At 39.2% G+C, this 22092-nt stretch carries 18 protein-coding genes; 10 read left to right on the forward strand and 8 right to left on the reverse strand.

Translation table 11 applies throughout. From position 1 onward, the window contains the following. Positions 1–164 precede the first annotated feature (164 nt). From VB797_RS13285 to VB797_RS13300, 4 genes are all read left to right on the forward strand, one after another. On the forward strand, positions 165–449 hold the full coding sequence (locus VB797_RS13285; protein ID WP_323238159.1) for a hypothetical protein: 285 nt from the start codon (positions 165–167) through the stop codon (positions 447–449). A 15-nt stretch (positions 450–464) separates the two neighbouring features. Next, the gene (locus VB797_RS13290) at positions 465–911 is read left to right on the forward strand and encodes a YiiD C-terminal domain-containing protein (RefSeq protein WP_323238160.1); all 447 of its coding nucleotides are present in this window, start codon (positions 465–467) and stop codon (positions 909–911) included. A gap of 100 nt (positions 912–1011) precedes the next feature. Beyond that, positions 1012–1431: a XisH family protein gene (locus VB797_RS13295; RefSeq protein ID WP_323238161.1), complete on the forward strand. Its 420-nt coding sequence runs from the start codon at positions 1012–1014 to the stop codon at positions 1429–1431. Next, positions 1419–1763: a XisI protein gene (locus tag VB797_RS13300; RefSeq protein WP_323238162.1), complete on the forward strand. Its 345-nt coding sequence runs from the start codon at positions 1419–1421 to the stop codon at positions 1761–1763. Before VB797_RS13295 ends, VB797_RS13300 begins: the two co-directional genes overlap by 13 nt. A 19-nt stretch (positions 1764–1782) precedes the next feature. Here VB797_RS13300 and VB797_RS13305 read toward each other — a convergent pair whose 3' ends face one another. Further along, entirely contained in the window at positions 1783–2199 is a 417-nt protein-coding gene (locus VB797_RS13305; protein WP_323238163.1) for an NACHT C-terminal helical domain 2-containing protein, read from the reverse strand. A 442-nt stretch (positions 2200–2641) separates the two neighbouring features. Further along, positions 2642–3292, reverse strand: a complete 651-nt coding sequence (locus VB797_RS13310; RefSeq protein WP_323238164.1) for a molybdenum cofactor guanylyltransferase — start codon at positions 3290–3292, stop codon at positions 2642–2644. A 219-nt stretch (positions 3293–3511) separates the two neighbouring features. On the opposite strand from VB797_RS13310, the gene VB797_RS13315 reads away from it, so the two are divergent. Next, entirely contained in the window at positions 3512–4492 is a 981-nt protein-coding gene (locus tag VB797_RS13315; RefSeq protein ID WP_323238165.1) for a GUN4 domain-containing protein, read from the forward strand. A gap of 253 nt (positions 4493–4745) precedes the next feature. Here the strand turns inward: VB797_RS13315 and VB797_RS13320 are convergent, their stop codons facing one another. The 6 genes from VB797_RS13320 to VB797_RS13345 form a co-directional block, all read right to left on the reverse strand. Continuing rightward, positions 4746–5051: a type II toxin-antitoxin system RelE/ParE family toxin gene (locus VB797_RS13320; protein WP_323238166.1), complete on the reverse strand. Its 306-nt coding sequence runs from the start codon at positions 5049–5051 to the stop codon at positions 4746–4748. Next, entirely contained in the window at positions 5048–5278 is a 231-nt protein-coding gene (locus VB797_RS13325; RefSeq protein WP_323238167.1) for an addiction module protein, read from the reverse strand. The genes VB797_RS13320 and VB797_RS13325 overlap by 4 nt, the downstream gene beginning before the upstream one ends. Positions 5279–5452: 174 nt before the next feature. Continuing rightward, positions 5453–5905: a nitrate reductase associated protein gene (locus tag VB797_RS13330; protein WP_323238168.1), complete on the reverse strand. Its 453-nt coding sequence runs from the start codon at positions 5903–5905 to the stop codon at positions 5453–5455. Between the two features lie 357 nt (positions 5906–6262). Continuing rightward, entirely contained in the window at positions 6263–8554 is a 2292-nt protein-coding gene (locus VB797_RS13335; RefSeq protein WP_323238169.1) for a nitrate reductase, read from the reverse strand. A 317-nt stretch (positions 8555–8871) separates the two neighbouring features. Further along, complete coding sequence (locus VB797_RS13340) at positions 8872–10419, reverse strand: MFS transporter (protein ID WP_323238170.1); 1548 nt, start codon at positions 10417–10419, stop codon at positions 8872–8874. 170 nt (positions 10420–10589) lie between these two features. Beyond that, positions 10590–12134 carry a ferredoxin--nitrite reductase gene (locus VB797_RS13345; protein WP_323238171.1) on the reverse strand — a complete coding sequence of 515 codons (1545 nt, stop codon included), beginning with the start codon at positions 12132–12134 and terminating at the stop codon, positions 10590–10592. A 461-nt stretch (positions 12135–12595) separates the two neighbouring features. Here VB797_RS13345 and VB797_RS13350 point away from each other — a divergent pair, with 461 nt between their 5' ends. The 5 genes from VB797_RS13350 to VB797_RS13370 form a co-directional block, all read left to right on the forward strand. Beyond that, entirely contained in the window at positions 12596–13792 is a 1197-nt protein-coding gene (locus VB797_RS13350; protein WP_323238172.1) for a HEAT repeat domain-containing protein, read from the forward strand. Between the two features lie 293 nt (positions 13793–14085). Beyond that, on the forward strand, positions 14086–16539 hold the full coding sequence (gene purL, locus VB797_RS13355; protein WP_323238173.1) for a phosphoribosylformylglycinamidine synthase subunit PurL: 2454 nt from the start codon (positions 14086–14088) through the stop codon (positions 16537–16539). 172 nt (positions 16540–16711) lie between these two features. Beyond that, positions 16712–18208 carry an amidophosphoribosyltransferase gene (purF, locus tag VB797_RS13360; RefSeq protein WP_323238174.1) on the forward strand — a complete coding sequence of 499 codons (1497 nt, stop codon included), beginning with the start codon at positions 16712–16714 and terminating at the stop codon, positions 18206–18208. Positions 18209–18902: 694 nt separating this feature from the next. Further along, a complete protein-coding gene (locus VB797_RS13365; RefSeq protein ID WP_323238175.1) occupies positions 18903–19874 on the forward strand; it encodes a CHAT domain-containing protein in 972 nt (323 codons plus the stop codon). A 370-nt stretch (positions 19875–20244) separates the two neighbouring features. After that, the coding region (locus VB797_RS13370) for a tetratricopeptide repeat protein (RefSeq protein ID WP_323238176.1) at positions 20245–22092 on the forward strand (1848 nt) is incomplete at its 3' end.

Raw genomic sequence — 22092 nt, forward strand, 5'->3', positions numbered from 1 at the left:
GGTTAAAGGTTAAAGGTTAAAGGTCAAAGGTCAAAGGTTAAAGGTTAAAGGTTAAAGGTTAAAGGTTAAAGGTTAAAGGTTAAAGGTCAAAGGTTAAATAATTATGATTCCTAATTTCTAACTCCTAGTTCCTAATCCAAAATCTAAAATCTAAAATTCTGTTTATGTTGTCGGAAATATATTATTTAATCAGGTCTAAAGCTGATGGTCGTTATTTAGCAGCGCATCCTAATGAAGATGATGTATCGAGTTTTGTGCTACTGTTTCGCGAAAATTTTGATGCTTTGAGCTATCTAAATACTCATGCTGGCGATTTAGCAGACCGTCTTACCGTAGAATCAATTTCAGGTACTCAGCTAAAAACTGTACTTCAACGATGGAGTTTCAAGGGTGTAGGTATTGTGACCGATCCGTTATTACCTAAAATTGATTTTTTAGTGCAAAGTTAAATTGATAATTGATTTATGTTTCTCAGCATTGCAGAAGTTGAAAGTTATCTCCATCAGCATATTCCGCTATCTAAATATATGGAGGTTAAGGTTAAGCAAGTTGATGAACATGGTGTTACCTTACAAGCACCATTAATTCCAAATATAAACCATCGTTCGACAGTGTTTGGCGGTAGCGTTTCCGCATTAGCAATTCTTTCGGGATGGACTTTGGTTCATGCTAATTTGCAAGCATTCTCTTTATCTTCGCGAATTGTGATTCAGCGCAATTCCATAGAATATTTTCAGCCTATTGATGGCGATTTTATGGCTTTTTGTCCGTTCCCATCAGCGCAAATTTGGCAGAAGTTTATCAAGATGTTGCAAAAGAAATCAAAAAGTAGAATTGAGTTAAATGTAGATATTTTTACGGGTGGAGTGAAAGCGGGAAGTTTTACTGGGGTTTATGTTGCGATCGGTTGATGATTTAATTGTTTTTTAAGTTAATCGGTTGGGTCAAACATCTTTTCTTAACGTATTACAATATAGTTAGAACATTTATATCAACTCCTAATGGAGTAGTATGTCAGCCAAAGATAAATTTCATGATGTGGTCAAAACTGCGCTGCAAAACGATGGGTGGGTAATTACAGAAGACCCACTACGTGTTCCGATTGACCGAATTACAAATATGTATATTGATTTAGCCGCAGAAAAACTAATAGTAGCAGACAAAGAAGGAGACAAAATTGCAGTAGAAGTAAAAAGTTTTTTAGGTGCTTCTAACCTCTCAGAATTTCATACAGCTTTGGGACAATTCATTAATTATCGCTATGCATTAGAAGATTTTGAAGCTAAAAGAATTTTATATTTAGCTGTACCAGTGAAGACTTATGAAGACTTTTTCACTATGCCTTTTGTTCAATCGGTAATTCAACGCAGTAACGTTAATTTGCTAGTTTTCAATCCAGAAAAACAGGAGATTGTGCAATGGAAAAATTAGAGGAATATCGAGGATATGTCCAACGTTTATTAACAGATTATGCTGAAAGTAAAACATCGCATAATCCCGACAATGAATTAGAAATGCAAACTATTTTTGATACAGTGCGTGACCATTATCAGCTAATTTATGTTGGATGGGATAAAGGAAAACGAGTTTATGGTCCAGTAATGCACTTGGATATTAAAAATGCCAAGATTTGGATTCAGTGGAACGGTACGGAAGATGATATCGGTGCTGAGTTAATGGATATGGGTGTATCTAGAGAAGATATTGTGTTGGGATTTCATACACCGTTTATGCGTAAGTTTAGTGATTTTGCTGTGAGTTAATGTTTGAATGAAATTCGGTTTAATTTGTGAGTTTGCGTTTTTCAATTTCGGTAATGGGTAGGAGTAAAGTGTCTTCTATGTGGGAACGGACTTTGGGGGTTATATAGAGGTCGCTATTTAGGCAGTCTACTATTACCTTATTAGCAAAACAGTATTTATGTAATAAATCCTGTTGTTCTTTATTGAACTGCCAATCATAACCAATATTGCGATGTTCAATCATAATTTCTCTTAAGAGTTTAGTCCACTTCTGACCGTTGACTTTCCACCATACACAAAATTTATCTATATCTATTTCCGGATTAGGTAAATCATTACTCATTTTTTGTAATGCTTGCTTTAATTTAGGTTCAAATGCACGGGTAAGACTTGCTATCAAAGAATAATATAAACTTTTGCTAATAGTTTCCTTTTTGAAATTGTAAGGGGGATTCATTAAAGTAGATTTAGTCGCACGTTACAAAGGTATTCCTCACGTAATTGAATGGACTACTTCTGAAAAACCTAAATTTAAACTTGAAAATCTTTATGATAAGCCTTTACAGCTAGTTGCTTATGGCGGTGCAATTAACAGATATTATGGTGAAAGTCTTTTTTGCTGTAATATTCGCCGTGCTTTAATCGTTGTTGCTTTACCTGATAGAGAAGCAGAGATTTTTGAATTTGACAAAGCAACCTTGATTGATTACTGGAAATTATGGCATTCCCGACTCAAGTTATTTTATCAAGCTAATACATAGAAGTTTATTATTCTTAAGTCTGCTCACGCAAATTACGACTAATTAGGCTATTAGCCCACGAAGGTGGGCTTTGTTTGTGTAGCCCCAGACTTCCAGTCTGAGGGCTATTATAATTCAAAAACATCCCTGTTCCAAGGGCTATTCCAAATCCCCCGGAGAATTACAATTAAACAACATCAAATCTGCCTTCTCATCAACATTTAAAGCTTCTACTTCAATACCCGAAAGTAATTCCTGAAACGAACGCTTCCCCATTTTCAAAAAACTATCCAATTCTGTTTTCACCTCTTTTCGATAAAAACCACACATCGGTTCCCAAATTTGCGATCGCTGTGGAACTAAAGCCAATGTTGAAGTTGGAATTTGGGGAAGTTTATTTATCCAACTTTGCAGAATTTCTACATTTAATAAAGGTAAATCGCAAGCAAGTAATAATATCCAATCGGCGGAAATTTGCGCTAATCCCTCAGATAAACCATTCACTGGTCCCTTTCCCGGCTGACTTTCAATTAGATATTGACAATTTGAGGGCAAAATATTTTGATAGCGTTCAATCCAAGGTGTCAAAACATAAACTTGTTCGGTACAAGCAGCAGCAACTTGATAAACCCGTTGCAACATCGGTTTACCTTGGTAATCTACAAGTGCTTTATCTCTACCCATACGAGAACTTTTACCACCTGCGAGGATTAAGGTAACTAGGGTTTGCTGGGAAAGATGGGGATAGAATTTACGCACTTGCGACGTGTATAATTCAATGTCAGTGTCATGGAGCCGTTCTGCTGCCATTTTTCCCATTTTCATCCCCTAGGTGCATAAGCTGATCAAACCTGAACCTATTAATAATAAAGGATTTTTAGCTTTTTAAGCTCGATATCCATTTAATAAACACGTATGACTTAATACAGGTAATTAAACTTTTGCCAATGTGTAAAAAATAAAAAGCTAGCACGAAATCGGATGGTCTTACTGATATTATTTTAAATAATATAAATAGAGTTTAAGTAAATGGCGCAAACAATCTTAATTTTGGCAGCAAATCCTAAAGGCACTCCACAGGTACGTTTAGATGAGGAAGTGCGAGATATTGGAGAAGGATTACAGCGAGCAAAGCACCGTGAAGAGTTTATCTTAGAACAAAAGTGGGCAGTGCGACCGAGGGACATCCAGCGGGCTATGCTGGATATCAATCCTTCTATTGTTCATTTTTCTGGACATGGAACAGAGGGTGAAGGTTTAGTATTTGAAGATGAAACAGGTTCGTCAAAACTAGTTGATGGAGAAGCCTTAGCGGGACTTTTTGAACTATTCGAGGAGCAACTTAAGTGTGTTGTTCTTAACGGCTGTTATTCCGAAGTGCAAGCAGAAGCGATCGCACAACACGTTAATTATGTAATTGGCATGAAAAAGGCGATCGGTGATAAAGCAGCAATTGAATTTGCTGTCGGTTTTTACGATGCTTTAGGTTCTGGGAAACCCGTGGAATTTGCTTACAAATTTGGTTGTGCTGCAATTCGGTTAGCAGGTATTCCAGAGCAATTAACACCTGTTCTGAAGAGAAAGCCAAATCCAGCCTTCTCTAAAATAGAGCAGGCATTGGAGAAAAAAGACTGGAAAGAAGCCGATCAAGAAACTAAGAATTTGATACTCGATTTAGCCAAGCCCTCCGACAAAAACAATTTAAAAAACGAAGATATCGAAAACATATCCTGTACAGACATAAAGCATATCAACCACCTTTGGGAAAAATTCAGCAATAACAAATTTGGCTTTAGAATCCAGCAGTCAATATGGGAAAAGAGCCGTAAGGATTACAATACTTTTGCTAAACAAGTCGGCTGGCCGAACGATTATGATCATTTGAAATTCGATTCCACTACAATAGATAAACCTGATGGACATCTCCCTGCGGCATATACTATTGATTTACCGGGTGAAGGGTTCCCACAGGATAAGTGGTTTTCTCTCGTCAAGGATTGTCAGTGGTAGCGTGGGTTACGACGTTCCTTCTAGCGAATTAAATATTTTTTATTGAAAGTTCCTTATGATGCAATACAGTTCAGTTAAGCCCAAAAAATTAAATTGTGTAGGTTGGGTTGAGGAACGAAACCCAACGTTCTCAAACCTTTGTTGGGTTTCACTCCGTTCAACCCAACCGACAATTATTCTTAACTGAACGGTATTGCCTTATGATGATTTTTTTATAGTCACCTCAAATATCTTTTGAGAGCGATAAAAATTATTAAATTTCAATATTTCTTTGTTTCCAGTAATTCGGTTTTCGCTTACTATGCGCGATTGCAATAACCCAAATCACTTCTTCAAGCTCCGTATAAAAAATCAGATAGGGAAAACGTTGCATAGTATAACGACGTATTCCTTCAATCTTATGTGGGGTTCCTAAATTGGGATTTTGCTGAATTTTAAGAATAACTTTTTCCACTTCAGAGAGTAAATCTAGTCCCAAGCCTACTTTTTGAGCTTCATAATAAGCTATTGCAGCATCAAGCTCCTTTCGAGCTTCGGTGTGGATAACAATAAACTTCACGAATACTTTTCTCGTAACTCAGAAAAAACTTGAGATGATAATTCTCCAATGGCTGTTTTGCGATTAATATCCTCCAACCGTTGGGTTAATTCCGTATCCCAAGCAATTTCTAGATTATCATCTATACCCTCATCTAGAGAATGAATTAAAAAGTAGGCAATTTCAGCACGTTCTTTTCCAGAAAGCTGAGAAAGTTCAAGTTTAAGTTTTTCTCCAGTTTCACTCATACTTTGGAGTCTCCGCAACAATTCTAATTGTAGCCTCAGTTATGTGATTGTAACTGCTTTACAGTAAAATTGCGATCGCAATACTTAGCTTGTTGGGAAGTGCGATCGCTGTGATAATTACCTTATTAATAATCTATAACATTGGAGATGGTATTTTTTCTAAGGGATAGCTACTTATACCAGCCCAAATTCTTGAATTGCTGGATAAAAGTTCTGATTTTCATGACTGGGACGACTAAGTTTTATTAATGCAAAACGCTGTAATGGTGTCAGTTTTTTCCATTGTTCAACTGTAATATTAACGCCACATTCTACCGCTTTTGTTTGTGTAATATCGGGAATTTCTTTCTCATTCATCCAAGCAGGATTGTCTTCTACAGCAAGTTCGCTTGCAGCAGTTCCTGTCTTTTCAATAATCAAGTTTTGTAAATATTCTCGATAATTTTGACATTCTTCTGCGCTTATGCAGGGCATTTCAACTAAAGTTTGTCTTTCTTGTTCTGTAAATTGATGCCAGTGAGATAATTTCAGCTTGACTCCGCAGTTGTCAAGTTTGAAACGTACCTGCATGGGGATGCAGCGCAAACTATCGACAAAATCAGCCTCGAATTTAAAAAAGTCGCTCATTGGATATTAAAAATTGAGTATTCGATCTTATTTTCTCTTTTTATTATCCGAAAACTTTGTAAATCTAGTATTCCAGATATTTAGATCCCAACCCCGTAAAAAAGGTCGGCTGTTGACAACCTATATTTTCTCAAAAATTCTGTAACTCTCGTTACTTTTTATTAAAATAAACGGTTACATTCACTACATTTTATCTAAAATGAAATTGCGGAATAATTTATGAAGAGATTTTTGAGATGAATGTTAAACATTTGGACGGTCATATAGAAAATAATGCCGATTTTAGTCAGCATCAAAATAATCTTCGCATGATTCTTCTAGTTGTATTCGGTTCGTTTGTTTTAGGTGCAATTCCGATTACTTATGGTTTGAGGTTGACACCGGCATCAAGTCAGAATACGGTAACGGTTCCTGGTGAAGCAACTCTTTGGAAATCTGTCGGGGAAAGGTAACTGGTACCAACTGGACCGCACAAGCTTTCAATTCTGGCTCTAAGGAAATGGGACAAGCTGCGGAATGAGTCAAGTTGTTCGCTTCGGCATCGTCAGCCCACAAAGCACCCCAGTGCATGGGAACAAACACGGTTTTAGGAGCGATCGCCTTAGTTACTTTCGCTGGAAATTTAGCTGTTCCGCGACGGGATTTTATTTCTATCCAATCTCCGTCTGTAATTTCTAATTTGGCTGCATCGCGGGGATGAATTTCGATGAAGGGGTGGGGATGCATTTTGACGATTTTCTCAATTCTTCCCGTGCGGGTTTGGGTGTGCCAGTGACCGTATAATCTCCCAATTGTAAGAACGAAGGGATACTCTTCAGACGGTGGTTCTGCTAAACCGCGAGAATGATAAGCCGCAAATTTTGCTCTACCATCTGGGGTCTGAAAGCGTAAATCGGTGTAAAGCCGCTTGCCTTGAAGTGGTTCTTTTTCAGTAAACCCTTTTAATAAAGATGACCAGAAACCAGAATCATTTTCCTCGATTTCTATCTCTGCTTTTTGGGTATCGTACCACTGCATTGGGCCAATATTTGCCAAATTTTCGTGACTAATTTCTCCCATATCGCAAGGGCGATCGCGAGTTAACTGCACGAATTCGCGGTGAACTGCGGCTGCATTGGTAAAAGCAAATTGTTCGTGAAAACCAAGACGACGACCGACTTCGGCAAAGATTTCCCAATCGGCTTTAGCAACACCCGGGGGTTCTCGAAACTGCGGACACAAGGTCACAACTCGTTCTGAATTAGTCATGGTTCCAGTTTTTTCGCTCCATTGGGCTGCGGGTAATAAAATGTGAGCGTAAGCAGAAGTTTCGGTGGGATAATAAGCGTCTTGATAAATCGTTAAGGGAGATTTGAGTAAAGCGGCTTTGGTTCGCTGCAAATCTGGCATACTTACGGCTGGGTTAGTGGCTGCAATCCATAATAAATCGACTTCACCCGTTTCCAAGCCAGTAATCATACTCCATGCATCGCGACCGGGTTCTTGAGAAATCTGTCCTGGATGCAAACCCCAAACTTGCTCTACCTCGGCTCGATGTTGGGCATTCTTCACCGAGCGATATCCGGGGAGAATATGCGATAAACCTCCAGCTTCTCTACCACCCATTGCATTGGGTTGTCCGGTTAATGAAAATGGTCCCGCACCAGGTTTGCAAATATTTCCCGTCATCAAATGCAGATTAATCAAGGTACGAACTTTAGCGGTACCCTCGGAAGATTGATTTATCCCCATTGACCATAAAGACAACACTTTTTTAGATTCAGCCCAGTAACGTGCTGCTTGTTCTAGCTCATCTGTACCAATACCGCATTTTTGCGAAACTACTTCCGGTGGATAATCTTGGATAATTTGAACGTAATCAGGAAATCCTTGAGTACATTCATCAATAAATAAGCTATCAAAAGCACCCCAACGCATTAATAAATGAGCAATACCGTTGAATAAATCAATATCTGTCCCTGGGTTAATTGCCAAATGTAAATCTGCAACTTCTGCCGTTTGCGTCCTGCGGGGGTCCACAACAATCATTTTGACGTTGCGATTTTTTTTGTGATGCTTTCGCAAACGGTTAAAAATAATCGGGTGACATTCTGCGGTGTTGGTACCAATCAAAAAAGCGCAATCGGTTAATTCTAAATCTTCATAACAACAAGGTGGTCCGTCAGCACCGAAGCTTTGCGTATAGCCAGCAACGGCTGAAGACATACATAATCGCGAATTTGCATCAAAATTATTAGTTCCCAAACAGCCTTTAATTAATTTTTGAGCAATATAATAGTCTTCAGTTTGAAACTGACCGGAACCGTACATACAAATAGCATCCGCACCGCGATTTTGGCGAATTATTTGAATCCGTTCCACAATTTTATTAAAAGCTTCATCCCAACTTACCTCTAGGAAAGATTCTGACAGAGAATCTCGCATCATTGGATATTTCAAACGATTTTGGTCGAGAGATTCAGTAACAGTAGCTCCCTTAACACAAACCATACCTTTGGATGAAGGATGACTTTTATCACCGACTACCTTCCAAATCGGATTACCTTGACTATCTCGATGAGTTGCACGTCCTGATGCTGCGGGAGGAAAAACCTCTAAACCGCACCCAACACCACAATAAGGACAAAGAGTTTTAACAGATTCGGACATATTTTATTTTAGGTGATTAAATATTTAAAAGAATTTAAAAGATTCTCTACTCAATAATTTTCTCAAAAGATTTCTAATAAAAAAATTAATCAAACCAGACATTCAGCAAAAGTGATAAATCATTGATTACAAACAAAAATTTATTTTAAGTTCTTTTCTCTTTAAAATAATTTAACTATAGCTTTTTCTCCGCGTACCTTTGCGTTAAAAAAACATCCAATACTCAATCCTTCCCCTCTCATCAATCAAACTCAAAAAAAGGAACCGATAAATAATACTTCATACATCGATTCCTCAATAAAACAAAAACTTAAATTCTATGAACGAATTCCTTTAGATTCCATTACCAATTCCGAATACTCCTCCTCACCTTCATGATGTTCCGCAAAAGAACCTTCGGGTTCTTTCAAAAAGAACCAGCATAAGAAAGCAACAATCAAAGCCACAATACCCATCGTCTGGAAAAACACTGTATTCGACTGAGCAATAACTGCTGGGGTCTGCTCTCCACCACCACTCAACCATTCTGGTAGCAAACTAAATATAGTCAAATAAGCAACCGCACCAACGTTTCCATAAGCTCCAACGTTACCAGCAATTTGTCCTGTTACCCGACGCTTCACCAAAGGAACGATCGCAAATGTTGAACCCTCTCCAGCTTGTACGAAAAACGAACAAGCCATAGTCAGCACAATAGCTAAAGGTAGCCACCAGCCACTACCAACCGAACCCATCATCATGTAGCCTATACCCATACCAGCAGTGAGCACTGCCATAGTTATTCTACGACTACCTAGTTTATCGGAAATTAAACCACCACCAGGACGAGACATCAGGTTCATAAAAGCGTAGCTAGAAGCAATCATCCCTGCTGCTGCTGGGTTTAAAGTAAATGTTCCTTCAAAAAATGCCGGAAGCATCGAAACTACAGCTAATTCTGAACCGAAGTTCACTACATAAGTAAGTTCTAGAATCGCTACTTGAGAAAAATTGTAACGGTCTTTCGCTGGATATTTTTTCTGACCCGAAAGCAAGTCTTTATTTACAACCCAACAGTTGTAAGCCTGGAATAAATATAAACCTGCTAATCCAGCCAAAACTAGCAAGAGAGTTTCATCACCATACAACTTAGCTTTTTTCAAGCGCCAAGCTAGAACCATCAAAATACCCGTTAGGGGTAAATTCATTAACATTAAAAACCAGAAATCGCGGACGCTGGTTACTTCTAAACCTCTAGCATTCTTGGGCTTTTGATAAACTTTTCCAGGAGGATGATCTTGTACGTTGAAGAAATACACAATTCCATAAAGGGCTGCAACGATACCGCTTCCAGCAACACATAACCGCCAATTCAACGCACCACCTGCTCCAAACGCTAAGAATGCACCGATTGTAGGTAAAGTAAAAGCCGCAGCAGCCGAACCAAAGTTACCCCAACCTCCATAGATTCCCTCAGCTAAACCAATCTCTTTGGGAGGAAACCATTCTGCAACCATGCGGATACCAATTACAAACCCCGCACCGACGATACTCAATGCCAAACGGCTAATTACTAGCTGTGTAAAGTTTTGAGCGCTGGCAAAAGCAATACAGGGAATCGCTGCATAAATCAGCAATAACGAATAAGTAATTCTCGGACCGAATCTATCTAATAGCATCCCGATGATGATTCGGGCTGGAACAGTCAAAGCAACGTTACAAATTGCCAGAGTTCTAATCTGACCAACTTCTAAACCAAAGTCTGCTTGTACCTGCGTTGCTAGGGGAGCGAGGTTAAACCAAACAAAGAACGATAAAAAGAAGGCAAACCAAGTCATATGCAGGATTTTGTACCTGCCGCGAAAAGATAACAATTCTGAGAGCATCGATTAACCTCACGTATAGTTCGTAGTAGAAATTACTTTCAAGTTTTGCCTATTCTGAAAATAGGAATTTGATTAATTATGTTTGTTACGGCTGAAATATTCAGTACTAATTGGTACCGTTAAACTAAGCGTAATTACTAGTAAAGCATATGCGTTTAATGCTTGGAAAACTAGTTTTGCTTGGGCTTTGCACCAAAATCTTCTATCAATATACGCCTTAAGACGGAGTTAATCTCGTCACAAGGAATACCTTTCTGTACGCAAGTGCCTAATTGGGCATCTTTACCTACCTTGCCACCCATGTACAAGTCCACCCCTTCAACCGTCTTGCCATCTTGACGAACTTTGGTTCCCATCAGTCCGATATCGGCTACCTGGGGTTGTCCGCAGGAGTTAGGACAGCCTGTCCAATGGATTCTTACAGATTTGGGCATATCCAATTCTGCATCAAGCTGTTTAGCTAAAGCCAAGGCTCGATTTTTGGTTTCTACCAGCGCAAAGTTACAATATTGAGAACCCGTACAGGATACCAGCGCTCTTTCTAAGGGTTCGGGTTTAATCGCAAATTTTTGCAGCAAAGGTTCGGTAAGAAAATCTTCTAAATTATCGTCAAGAATATTGGGAATAATTACGTTTTGCTCGACAGTTAAACGAACTTCACAGCTACCGTAAACTTCGGCTAACCGGGCTAAGTCGAACATATCTTGAGCGTAAAGTCGTCCTACGGGAACGTGCAAACCAACGTAGTTTAAACCGGGTTGCTTTTGCTGATGAACGCCGATGCAGTCGCGTTTTTCCCAGTCGATTTCGTCTTTCTCGGCTGCGATCGCTAAAGTACTTCCAAATTCTTGTTCCACAATTGAACGGAATTTATCGATTCCTAATTCATCAATTAACCACATTAAGCGCGATTTTTGACGATTTGCGCGGGAACCGTTATCTCGGAAAACAGATAAAATCGCCCGACATAAATCCACAACATCGTTATTAGGAGGAACCCAAGCATTTAAAGGTATTGCACCATCACAACGTTTGGCTGAGAAAAAGCCACCAACTAAAACGTTGAATCCTAATTCTCCATTTTTATAAGCTGGAACAAAGGCTATATCGTTGATTTCAGCATGAACTGAATTATCCCGTCCACCTTCGATCGCAATATTGAATTTACGAGGAAGATTGGTAAATGCATAATTACCTTCACCATTGTTAGTAATCATGTCCTGAACTTTCTGCACCAATTCACGGGTATCAATTAGTTCCGAGGCATCAATTCCCGCAACTGGCGAACCAGTTATATTACGAACATTATCCATCCCCGACTGCATAGAAGTCATTCCTACTGCATCCAAACGACGAAAAATATCCGGTATATCTTCGAGACGAACTCCCCGCAACTGAATATTTTGGCGAGTTGTAATATCAGCACAACCATCTGCACCGTAACGTTGGATTATTTGTGCAAGTACGCGCAACTGGTTGCTAGATAAAATCCCGCTAGGAGTTCGCATCCGCAACATGAATTTACCTGGTGTCACGGGACGATAGAAAACTCCTACCCATTTAAGACGATGTTCCAAATCGGATTTTTCCATCGCTTCCCAACCAATTTGGGCAAAATTTTCTAATTCATCTTTAATGGCTAGACCATCTTTTTCCGCTTTAATTTTTTCAAATTTATTAAGAGTGGTAGCTTTATCGGATTGAGTCGTAGACATGGCTATCTCAGGTTAAGAATCCAAGGTTGTGTAGTATAAAACTATTGCAAACATTATATTAATCGGACAATTTAATAAGTATTTTTAACCCCAACATTCTCAATTCGGTTGTTTCAAAGTTTACTTTAGTTAAGTAATCATTAAATCGATAAATGTCTTGATTCTTTTGTATCGCTTGTAACTTTTTTAGATGTTTTTTGATACTTTGATGCAATAATTGAATATTTATTATCCGGTTTTGGTATTTGGTAATCGAGCGACAATATTGCGGTTTTCAGTTGGGTGCAATACACGCTCAACCTCACCCCCTTCTTTATTAAGGAGAGGGGTGGAAGGAGAGGGGTGAGGTTCAATATGTACTCAACTCAACCGTAATTCGCTATATTGCATCGTCCATTGGTAGCTCTTAAAGAATGAAATTCATGACAAGCTAGAGAAAAGCTTAATTTTTTAGTATGCAAATGTTAGAAACACTCGACGCGATCGCAAGTGCTGTTACACAAGCAGACTGGATACTTGTCAACCAGCAGCTACAGCAGTTATTAGACAAGAAGGATGCTACGCAAGCTGACGACAACGAACTAGAGCAAGCAGTTGCGATCGCGATGCAGGTAATGAGGGTGGGAGATTTTCAAACCCGATGGGATGTAGCGAAGATTTTTCCTAAAATAGGCGAAAAATCAATTGTTCCGTTACTCGAAATACTCGAAGATGAATTGGCAGATTTTGAAATTCGCTGGTTTGCACTCCGCATTTTGGGAGAATTTAACCAACCTGAGATAATTATGTCCTTGGTTAAATTGCTTGAGCAGACACAAGAAGAAGATTTGGCTATGATGTCAGCGCAAATCTTAGCAAAAATTGGTAAACCTGCGATTACGGCATTAATTGAATTAGTCAAACCCGATAAATCCCGATTATTAGCAGTAAAAGCCCTGGCTCAAATTCGGCATTCGGAAGTCATCGAACCTTTACTTTTAGTGGTGAATGATTCTATACCAGAAGTAAGATTTACTGCAATTGAAGCCCTCAGTAGTTTTCACCAAAAAAGTTTGATTCCTGTATTTATTAAAGCTTTGAAAGATCCCGAAGCAAAAGTTCGTAAAGAAGCCATAATTGCTTTAAAAATGCGTGCTTACCTTAAACAAGAATTTGATTTAGTTAATCATCTTCAACCTTTGCTTTACGACATGAATTCAGAAGTGTGTCAGCAAGCAATATTAGCGTTAGGATGCATGAAAGACGATGTAGCGATGATGGCGCTATTTAAGATCTTAAATTTCCACAATACTGCTTTATTTCTGAAACAAGAAGCGATACGAGCCTTAAATTGGAGCGGAAGTCTTCTAGCCTTGGATTATTTAAAAAAAGGACTTGAATCAAGTGATATTACGGTAAGTGAAGAAATTATTGCTGTATTAGGAAGACCAGAATCAGCGGAATTGAACTCTTACGCTACATCCATTCTAATTAACTTTCTCCATAGCCAACGAGAAATCACCCATAAATCGCAAATCAAGCTGGCGATCGCCACATCTTTAGGTGAATTGGGAGATTTACGCGCTCTACCTTATCTAGAAAAACTTGCCTTGGATGATGATTCTAGGGTCAAATTATACGCAAAAGCTGCGATTAAATCAGTGAACAGTGAACAGTAAGCAGCGAGCAGTTTTTCTCGTTACAAGACTCTGCCTTATAAAGCTTATTCGGAAGCAGAGTCTTCTTCAATTATCTGGAGGTACCTCAGACTTAGATTTCATCGCAGTACGGCTAGGAAGCAGTTAAAAAAGCTATTTTTTATAGTGTTAATTACTACATTCAATCTATAGATAAAAACACCATTTCTATAACTTTTGATAGAACATATTTTTAAATTTAATCAATTCAAATAGTAATAAATTCACAAATAGATATTAGAATATAAAGTTCGTCCAGGCGTGTAATTCCTCCCATGACCGCTACATCTCAACCTCCGTTTTCTCGCGAAGAAATAGCCAAAGAAGGCATAAAACCCGAAGAATACCAAGAAATCGTCAAAAGATTAGGTCGTCATCCTAATAAAGCCGAATTAGGAATGTTTGGCGTAATGTGGTCGGAACATTGCTGTTATAAGAATTCTCGACCTTTATTAAAACAGTTTCCTACTACTGGAGAGCGTATCCTCGTCGGTCCAGGTGAAAATGCCGGGGTTGTAGACTTGGGTGATGGTTTCCAACTGGCTTTTAAAATCGAATCCCACAATCATCCTTCAGCCGTGGAACCATTTCAAGGTGCTGCAACGGGAGTTGGTGGTATTCTCAGAGATATTTTTACAATGGGTGCGCGTCCGATCGCGGTATTGAATTCACTGCGTTTCGGTAATTTAGAAGATGCCAAAACCCAAAGATTATTTAGTGGTGTGGTATCGGGAATCGCTCATTATGGTAATTGTGTGGGCGTTCCGACGGTAGGTGGTGAAGTTTACTTTGACCCCGCTTACTCTGGCAATCCTCTGGTAAACGTGATGGCTCTGGGTTTGATGGAAACGTCAGAAATTGTTAAATCCGGGGCATCAGGTATCGGCAATCCAGTGCTGTATGTTGGTTCTACTACCGGACGCGACGGTATGGGAGGCGCAAGTTTTGCCAGCGCGGAATTAACCTCGGAATCGATTGATAACCGTCCAGCGGTACAGGTTGGCGATCCTTTTTTAGAAAAATCATTAATCGAAGCTTGTTTGGAAGCCTTTAAAACGGGTGCGGTAGTAGCAGCGCAAGATATGGGGGCTGCGGGTATTACCTGTTCCACTTCCGAAATGGCTGCAAAGGGTGGTGTCGGAGTGGAATTCGATTTAGATAAAATTCCCCACCGCGAAACCGGAATGATTCCCTACGAATATCTGCTCAGCGAATCTCAAGAGAGAATGTTGTTTGTTGCACAGATTGGTAGAGAACAAGAGTTAATTGATATTTTTGTGCGTTGGGGACTGAATGCAGTAGTCGCAGGAAAAGTTATAGAAGAACCGATCGTGCGGATTCTTTACCAAGGGGAAATTGCAGCCGAAATACCCGCTACAGCTTTAGCAGAAAATACGCCGATTTACAACCGAGAATTATTAGCCGAACCTCCAGAATATGCTCGCAAAGCTTGGGAATGGACAGCCGATAATTTACCCAATTGCACTTATGAAGGAATTGAAATTGAAGGAAAACAGCAAACCTGGAACGATATTCTGTTAACTTTACTCGATACTCCTACCATCGCTTCAAAACATTGGGTTTATCGTCAATACGACCATCAGGTGCAGAATAACACCGTTATGTTACCCGGTGGTGCGGATGCGGCGATTATTCGGTTACGTCCGGTTGAAGAGAGGGGGAGAGGGGGAGATGGGGATGGGGAGATGGGGGGACAAGGGGATGGGGAGATGGGGAGAGAAGTAACCCAAAATCCAAAATCCATTCACGAAGTGTGTCCGAAGGACATAATCCAAAATCCAAAATCGGCTGTTGCTGCAACGGTTGATTGCAATTCTCGCTACGTTTATCTTGACCCTTATGAAGGTGCGAAAGCGGTGGTCGCGGAAGCTGCACGCAATCTTAGCTGTGTGGGTGCGGAACCTTTAGCTGTGACGGATAACTTGAATTTTGGCAGCCCGGAAAACCCGATTGGTTATTGGCAGTTATCAGAAGCTTGTCGGGGATTAGCGGAAGGTTGTCAAGAATTATCGACTCCGGTAACTGGAGGAAATGTCTCTCTTTACAACGAAACTTTTGATTCTCAAGGTAATCCCAAACCAATTTATCCGACTCCCGTTGTCGGGATGGTGGGTTTGATTCCCGATTTAGATAAAATCTGCTCTCAAGCTTGGCGATCGCCAGACGATATAATTTATCTTCTCGGTTTACCAATTCAATCAAGAACCGATCTAGGTGGATCTGAGTATTTAGCTACCATCCATCATACTGTTGCGGGAAAACCTCCAAGAGTGGATTTTGAATTGGAACGTCGCGTACAGCAGGCTTGTAGAGAGGGAATTCGCCAAGGTTGGGTGCGATCGGCTCATGATTGCGCTGAGGGTGGAATTACTGTTGCTCTTGCTGAATGCTGTATTAAAAGTAGACTTGGTGCCGAGATTAGTTTAGATCTGCCAGCTAGCACTCAAAGATGGGATGAAGTGCTTTTTGGTGAAGGAGGAGCAAGAATTATTGTTTCAGTTGCGTTAGCACAACAAGAAATTTGGGAATCCTACTTACAAGAACAATTAAATGACAACTGGCAAAAAATTGGCAAGGTCGGAAATTACCAAACAGGTTTGGGGGTCTTAACCACTGATAACAAAACTTTAATAAACGTTACGATAGAAAATATAAGTCATAACTATCATCAAGCAATTACTAGGCGTTTAGCCGTCCACCAACAATAAAACATTCAACTGACAATTAAATAACTGGCAACTTACTAATAGTATCGCTGAGCATAATTACTGTACTGTGGTAAATGGATGGTTAAGAATTTATTAAATTTTATATAACTCTTTATTCTATCCAATTTCACAATCCCAGTGGCTTGACATCATCATCAGGAGCATAGGTAGCATGATTTCCCCAAATTCCAAAGCCGTCACTTCGGATCAAAACGCCCAAATTAATTTAATTAATCAAGAAGAACGTCCTGACAAGCAAGAAGAAGCTTGTGGCGTTTTTGGCGTTTTTGCACCCAAAGAAGACGTTGCGAGACTGACTTATTTTGGATTGTACGCCCTCCAACATCGAGGTCAAGAATCCGCTGGGATTGCGACTTTTGAAGGTAAGCAGGTACACCTGCATAAAGAGATGGGTTTAGTGTCCCAAGTCTTCAACGAATCTATCCTCGATGACTTACCAGGTAGTATCGCTGTCGGCCATACCCGTTATTCCACAACAGGTTCGAGCCATGTAGCTAATGCTCAACCTGCTGTTGTCCAAACCCGATTAGGAGAAATAGCTTTAGCACACAATGGCAATTTAGTCAATACTAAGCAGTTGCGTGACGAATTGCTAGAAAAAAGCTGTAACCTGACTACTACAACCGACTCAGAAATGATTGCTTTGGCGATCGCCGAAGAATTAAACGACGGTTCGCGGTTGTTGGAAGCTGCGATTCGGGCTTTTCATCGTTGCCGAGGAGCCTTTAGTTTAGTAATCGGTTCCAGTGAAGGTGTAATGGGAGTGCGCGATCCGAACGGTATTCGTCCCCTGGTAATTGGAACTTTGAAGGGTAGTCCAACACGTTACGTTTTGGCATCCGAAACCTGTGCTTTGGATATTATTGGCGCGAAATACCTGCGAGACGTAGAACCAGGAGAGTTGGTTTGGATTACCGAATCAGGGTTAGAGTCTTTTCAGTGGAGTCAGAAACAAGAAAGAAAGCTATGTATATTTGAAATGTTCTACTTTGCTCGTCCTGATAGCATTATGAACGAGGAAAGTTTGTATAGCTACCGGATGAGATTAGGGCGACGATTAGCACAAGAATCCTTTGCTGATGCGGATATTGTTTTTGGAGTCCCCGATTCTGGAATACCTGCTGCCATTGGGTTTTCGGAAGTTTCCGGCATACCATACGTAGAAGGATTGATTAAAAATCGCTACGTTGGACGAACTTTCATTCAGCCTACCCAAGCAATGCGTGAATCGGGTATAAGAATGAAACTAAATCCTCTCAAAGACGTATTAGCCGGGAAAAGAGTGATAATCATTGATGATTCAATCGTGCGGGGTACTACTAGTCGCAAATTAGTAAAATCCTTGTACGAAGCGGGAGCAACAGAAGTACATATGCGAATTTCTTCTCCTCCTGTTACCCATCCTTGCTTTTATGGTATTGATACCGATAGCCAAGATCAGCTAATTGCTGCAACTAAATCAGTACAGGAAATTGCTAAACATTTAGAAGTAGATAGTTTGGCATATCTTAGCTGGAAGGGAATGCTAGAAGAAACTAAACAAGATACTAATAGTTTTTGTTCGGCTTGTTTTACTGGAGATTATCCCGTACCAGTACCCGAACAACTCAAACGTTCTAAATTAATGTTGGAAGAAGCGATAGTTTAGTAATTTTCGATTAAATTGGGTTTGTTTTTCAGAACACTATAAATCATTGATGTAGAGACTTCGCAATTGCGGAGTCTTTTTAATTATCCTAAATGATTTGTAAGAAATTTATAAATATGGCGGTTAAAACCGCTACTACACAAGCAAAGTCCACCTGCGTGGACTTAATAAAACAACCCGCGCAGGCGGGTTTTGCCTGTGTAGCCGCGACTTCTAGTCGCCAGGTATGAATAAAATTTTACTTCTCATTTTAATATTACATATATATGTTTTCTCACGTTTAAAATTCGGATTGCTATATATAGGATTCTAAGTACTTAGGCAAAATTAATTGTATATTTGTCATTGCGAGTGGAACGGAGTGAAACGAAGCAACCGCAACACTCTGAGATTGCTGAGTCCCAAGGGGACACGCTGCGCGAACGCTGTCGCTCGCAATGACATAAATAATGAAGGCATACCCACTTATACTCCCAACTGCATAAGTTGATTTAACTTACACCCATAAATAAATAAGAGAGTAAACATAAAACCTCAAAAGTGTTGTGCAGGAGAGGGGATAAAGGATAATTCCTTACCCCTAATCCTTTCCTTACTTTGGAAAGGTTCTATATTTTATTTTGCGAAATCATACTGTTATTAACTGTATCTTCATAAAGCTAGCTTCATAAATACTTCATAAATCAACAGCGCAGTGAAAAAAATATTAATTTTAGCAGCCAACCCCACGGATACTTCTAAGCTGCGTCTAGATGAAGAGGTGCGGGAAATCGAAAACGCTCATAGACAAGCCACAAATCGAGCAGAAATTGAAATTATTAGCAAGTGGGCTGTACGTGTGGATGATTTGCGTCGGGAATTATTACATCATAAGCCAAACATTGTTCACTTTTGCGGACATGGTACTGGGGATGATGGTTTGCTGCTGGAGAATCAATTCGGACAAAAGCAGTTTGTAAGCAGTGAGTCTTTGGCAAATTTATTTAAGTTATTTAAAAATGATGTTGAATGTGTGGTGATGAATGCTTGTTATAGCGAAGTACAAGCTGAAGCAATTCACGAGTATATTAATTGTGTAATTGGAATGAATTATAAAATTGGGGATAAAGCTGCAATTGAGTTTGCCACTGGTTTTTATGATGCTTTAACTAATGGTAGAAATTATCAAGATAGTTTTGAATTTGGTAAAAATGCGCTTGATTTAGAAAGCATTCCCGAATCGGGAATACCACAAATTAAAATTAGAGATAATACTAAAAGTTTACTTGACGCAGATGCAATATATAGTAAATCGAATGAGGAAAATAAAATGACTGGTGAACGCAATATTAATATTGGTAGCGGTAACTATAACGAACGTATTGAAGGTGATTATATTCAAGGTAATTATTACAATTCACCGCAAAAACAAAACCTTGCCGAAGCAGCAGCAGAAATTCAAGAATTACTCAAACAATTAGATAAATCCTACGATACGAATTCTTACTCTGGCAAAATTCAAGTAGCAGATGAAACTATAAAAACTCTTGAAAAGAATCCAGAATTAAAAGCGCGGATAATTAGTGCATTAAAAGTCGGTGGGGTTAAAGCTTTTGAACAATTTCTCAGTCATCCCGCAGCGAGTTTTGTAATTGGTGCTTTGGAAGATTGGCAGAATAATAATTAAATTGTCAGAAAATCCATGTGCGTCATTGCGAGGAGGAACGACGACGCAATCCCAGTAACTTGTTAGTAGTCGAGATATTGGGATTGCTTCGTTCCTTTCCCTCTCTAGGGAACACTCCGTGAATCTGCGCTTACGCACACGCAATGACGGTTTCATAATTACTCGTTGATGTTGAAGTTGTTGGAATTGCTTCGTTCCTCGCAATGACGGTTTCATAATTACTCGTTGATGTTGAAGATATTGGGATTGCTTCGTTCCTTTCCCTCTCTAGGGAACACTCCGTGAATCTGCGCTTACGCACACGCAATGACAGTTTTATATTAACTTGTTTGTATGTGTAAATTATCTAGTTTCACCCATTAAAAAAACAATGAATAATAATGAAGAAAATCAAAAGCGCAATATAAAGATAGCCGGTGGTAATTATAACGAGCGTATTGAAGGTGATTATATTCAGGGAGATTATTACGCTCCAACTCCAAAAGAACCTTTTAAACCCATCAAATATATCCCGAAATTTGGCAGTGATAACTTTGTCGGAAGAGAAAACGAACTTGCCAAAGTTCACAATAAATTTTCGGAAACAAACAATAAAGTCGCCATTTCTTCTGTATCTGGTATGGGTGGTGTTGGGAAAACAGAATTAGCTACGCAGTACGCACGAAAACACGAAAATGATTATCCCGGTGGGATTTGTTGGTTAAATGTAAGAGGTACAAATTTAGCTGCGGAAATTATTCAATTTGTCCAACAAATGGGTTTGCAAGTTCCCCAAAAAGATTTCCAAGAAAATCCGCTGACTCTGGAACAACAAATAGCTTGGTGTTGGCAAAATTGGCAACCACCAGAAGGTTTTGTGTTGGTAATATTAGATGATGTGACTGATTTAGAAGATATTTCTGAGTTACTACCATCTTTTCAGCGCTTCCGGGTTTTGATGACAACCAGATTGCGAGATATCGATACGAATGTTGAGGAAATATCCCTTGATGTATTGTCAGCACAAGAAGCTTTAGAATTATTCAAAAAAATAATTGGTGAAAAGAAAGTAAATAAAGATTTAGAAACAGCCCAAAAATTATGTAAATGGTTGGGATATTTACCTTTAGGGATAGAATTAGTCGGACGATATTTAGTTAAAAAACCTCCCCATTTTACTTTAAAGAAAATGCTGGAGCAGTTGCAACAACAACGACTGCATCAAGATGCAATGAATCCCCAACAGAAAGGATTAAGTACAGCCCAATTAGGAGTTTTAGACGCATTTGAATTAAGTTGGAAAGAACTCAATCCTACAACACAGGAGTTTGCTGCATTATTAAGTCTATTTGCAGCAGATATTTTTGAGTGGGAGTGGGTTGAAACTACAGTTAAATATCTAAAAAATATAAATCCAAATAAAATAAATTTTCAATGGGTTTTTAATTTTTTTAAGCCTTTGTCTAAAAAAGTCACTGAGCAAATAAGTCTTGCTGACTCTGATATTAAAACAGAAATTGAACAACTTTACCAACGTCATTTGGTGCAGTCTTTAGAATGTGAAGATGCATCTTACTATCAAATTCATCCTTTAATTCGCGAATTTTTACAAGATAAATTACAAGCATCTCCACAAATAAAGGAGTTAAAACAAGCATTTGCTAGTACTTTTATTGAAATTGGTAAAACAATTCCCCAAACAACAACCCTTGAGGATATCAAATCAGTCAAAAATGCGATTCCCCATTTAACAGAAGTCGCAGAAAATCACCTTGATGCAGTTAGCGATGAAAATTTACCTTGGGCTTTTGCTGGTTTAGCTAGATTTTACCAAGGGCAAGGTTTATATACTTTAGCTGAACCTTGGTATGAGCAATGTCTATCAACAGTGCGATCGCGTTTGGGAGAAAATCATCCCGACACTGCACTAAGTTTGAACAATTTAGCTAATCTCTACCACAATCAAGGAAAGTACTCGGAAGCTGAACCTCTTTATATCCAAGCTTTGGAGTTAAGAAAACAGCTACAGGGAGTTAATCATCCCGACACTGCACTAAGTTTGAACAATTTAGCTACTCTCTACGACGATGAAGGAAAGTACGAAGAAGCAGAACCCCTTTATATTCAAGCTTTGGAGTTAAGAAAACAGCTACAGGGAGTTAATCATCCCGACACTGCACTCAGTTTGAACAATTTAGCTAATCTCTACCAATCCCAAGGAAAGTACGAAAAAGCTGAA

Source organism: Rivularia sp. UHCC 0363 (genome assembly GCF_034931125.1).
In the GTDB taxonomy this organism is placed as follows: Bacteria; Cyanobacteriota; Cyanobacteriia; order Cyanobacteriales; family Nostocaceae; genus Rivularia.

Excerpts from the sequence above, each read along its gene's own strand:
- VB797_RS13285 (WP_323238159.1), top strand. The coding sequence starts at position 165 with ATGTTGTCGGAAATATATTATTTAATCAGGTCTAAAGCTGATGGTCGT.
- VB797_RS13290 (WP_323238160.1), top strand. The coding sequence starts at position 465 with ATGTTTCTCAGCATTGCAGAAGTTGAAAGTTATCTCCATCAGCATATT.
- VB797_RS13295 (WP_323238161.1), top strand. The coding sequence starts at position 1,012 with ATGTCAGCCAAAGATAAATTTCATGATGTGGTCAAAACTGCGCTGCAA.
- VB797_RS13300 (WP_323238162.1), top strand. The coding sequence starts at position 1,419 with ATGGAAAAATTAGAGGAATATCGAGGATATGTCCAACGTTTATTAACA.
- VB797_RS13305 (WP_323238163.1), bottom strand. The coding sequence starts at position 2,199 with ATGAATCCCCCTTACAATTTCAAAAAGGAAACTATTAGCAAAAGTTTA.
- VB797_RS13310 (WP_323238164.1), bottom strand. The coding sequence starts at position 3,292 with ATGGCAGCAGAACGGCTCCATGACACTGACATTGAATTATACACGTCG.
- VB797_RS13315 (WP_323238165.1), top strand. The coding sequence starts at position 3,512 with ATGGCGCAAACAATCTTAATTTTGGCAGCAAATCCTAAAGGCACTCCA.
- VB797_RS13325 (WP_323238167.1), bottom strand. The coding sequence starts at position 5,278 with ATGAGTGAAACTGGAGAAAAACTTAAACTTGAACTTTCTCAGCTTTCT.
- VB797_RS13330 (WP_323238168.1), bottom strand. The coding sequence starts at position 5,905 with ATGAGCGACTTTTTTAAATTCGAGGCTGATTTTGTCGATAGTTTGCGC.
- VB797_RS13335 (WP_323238169.1), bottom strand. The coding sequence starts at position 8,554 with ATGTCCGAATCTGTTAAAACTCTTTGTCCTTATTGTGGTGTTGGGTGC.
- VB797_RS13340 (WP_323238170.1), bottom strand. The coding sequence starts at position 10,419 with ATGCTCTCAGAATTGTTATCTTTTCGCGGCAGGTACAAAATCCTGCAT.
- VB797_RS13345 (WP_323238171.1), bottom strand. The coding sequence starts at position 12,134 with ATGTCTACGACTCAATCCGATAAAGCTACCACTCTTAATAAATTTGAA.
- VB797_RS13350 (WP_323238172.1), top strand. The coding sequence starts at position 12,596 with ATGTTAGAAACACTCGACGCGATCGCAAGTGCTGTTACACAAGCAGAC.
- purL (WP_323238173.1), top strand. The coding sequence starts at position 14,086 with ATGACCGCTACATCTCAACCTCCGTTTTCTCGCGAAGAAATAGCCAAA.
- purF (WP_323238174.1), top strand. The coding sequence starts at position 16,712 with ATGATTTCCCCAAATTCCAAAGCCGTCACTTCGGATCAAAACGCCCAA.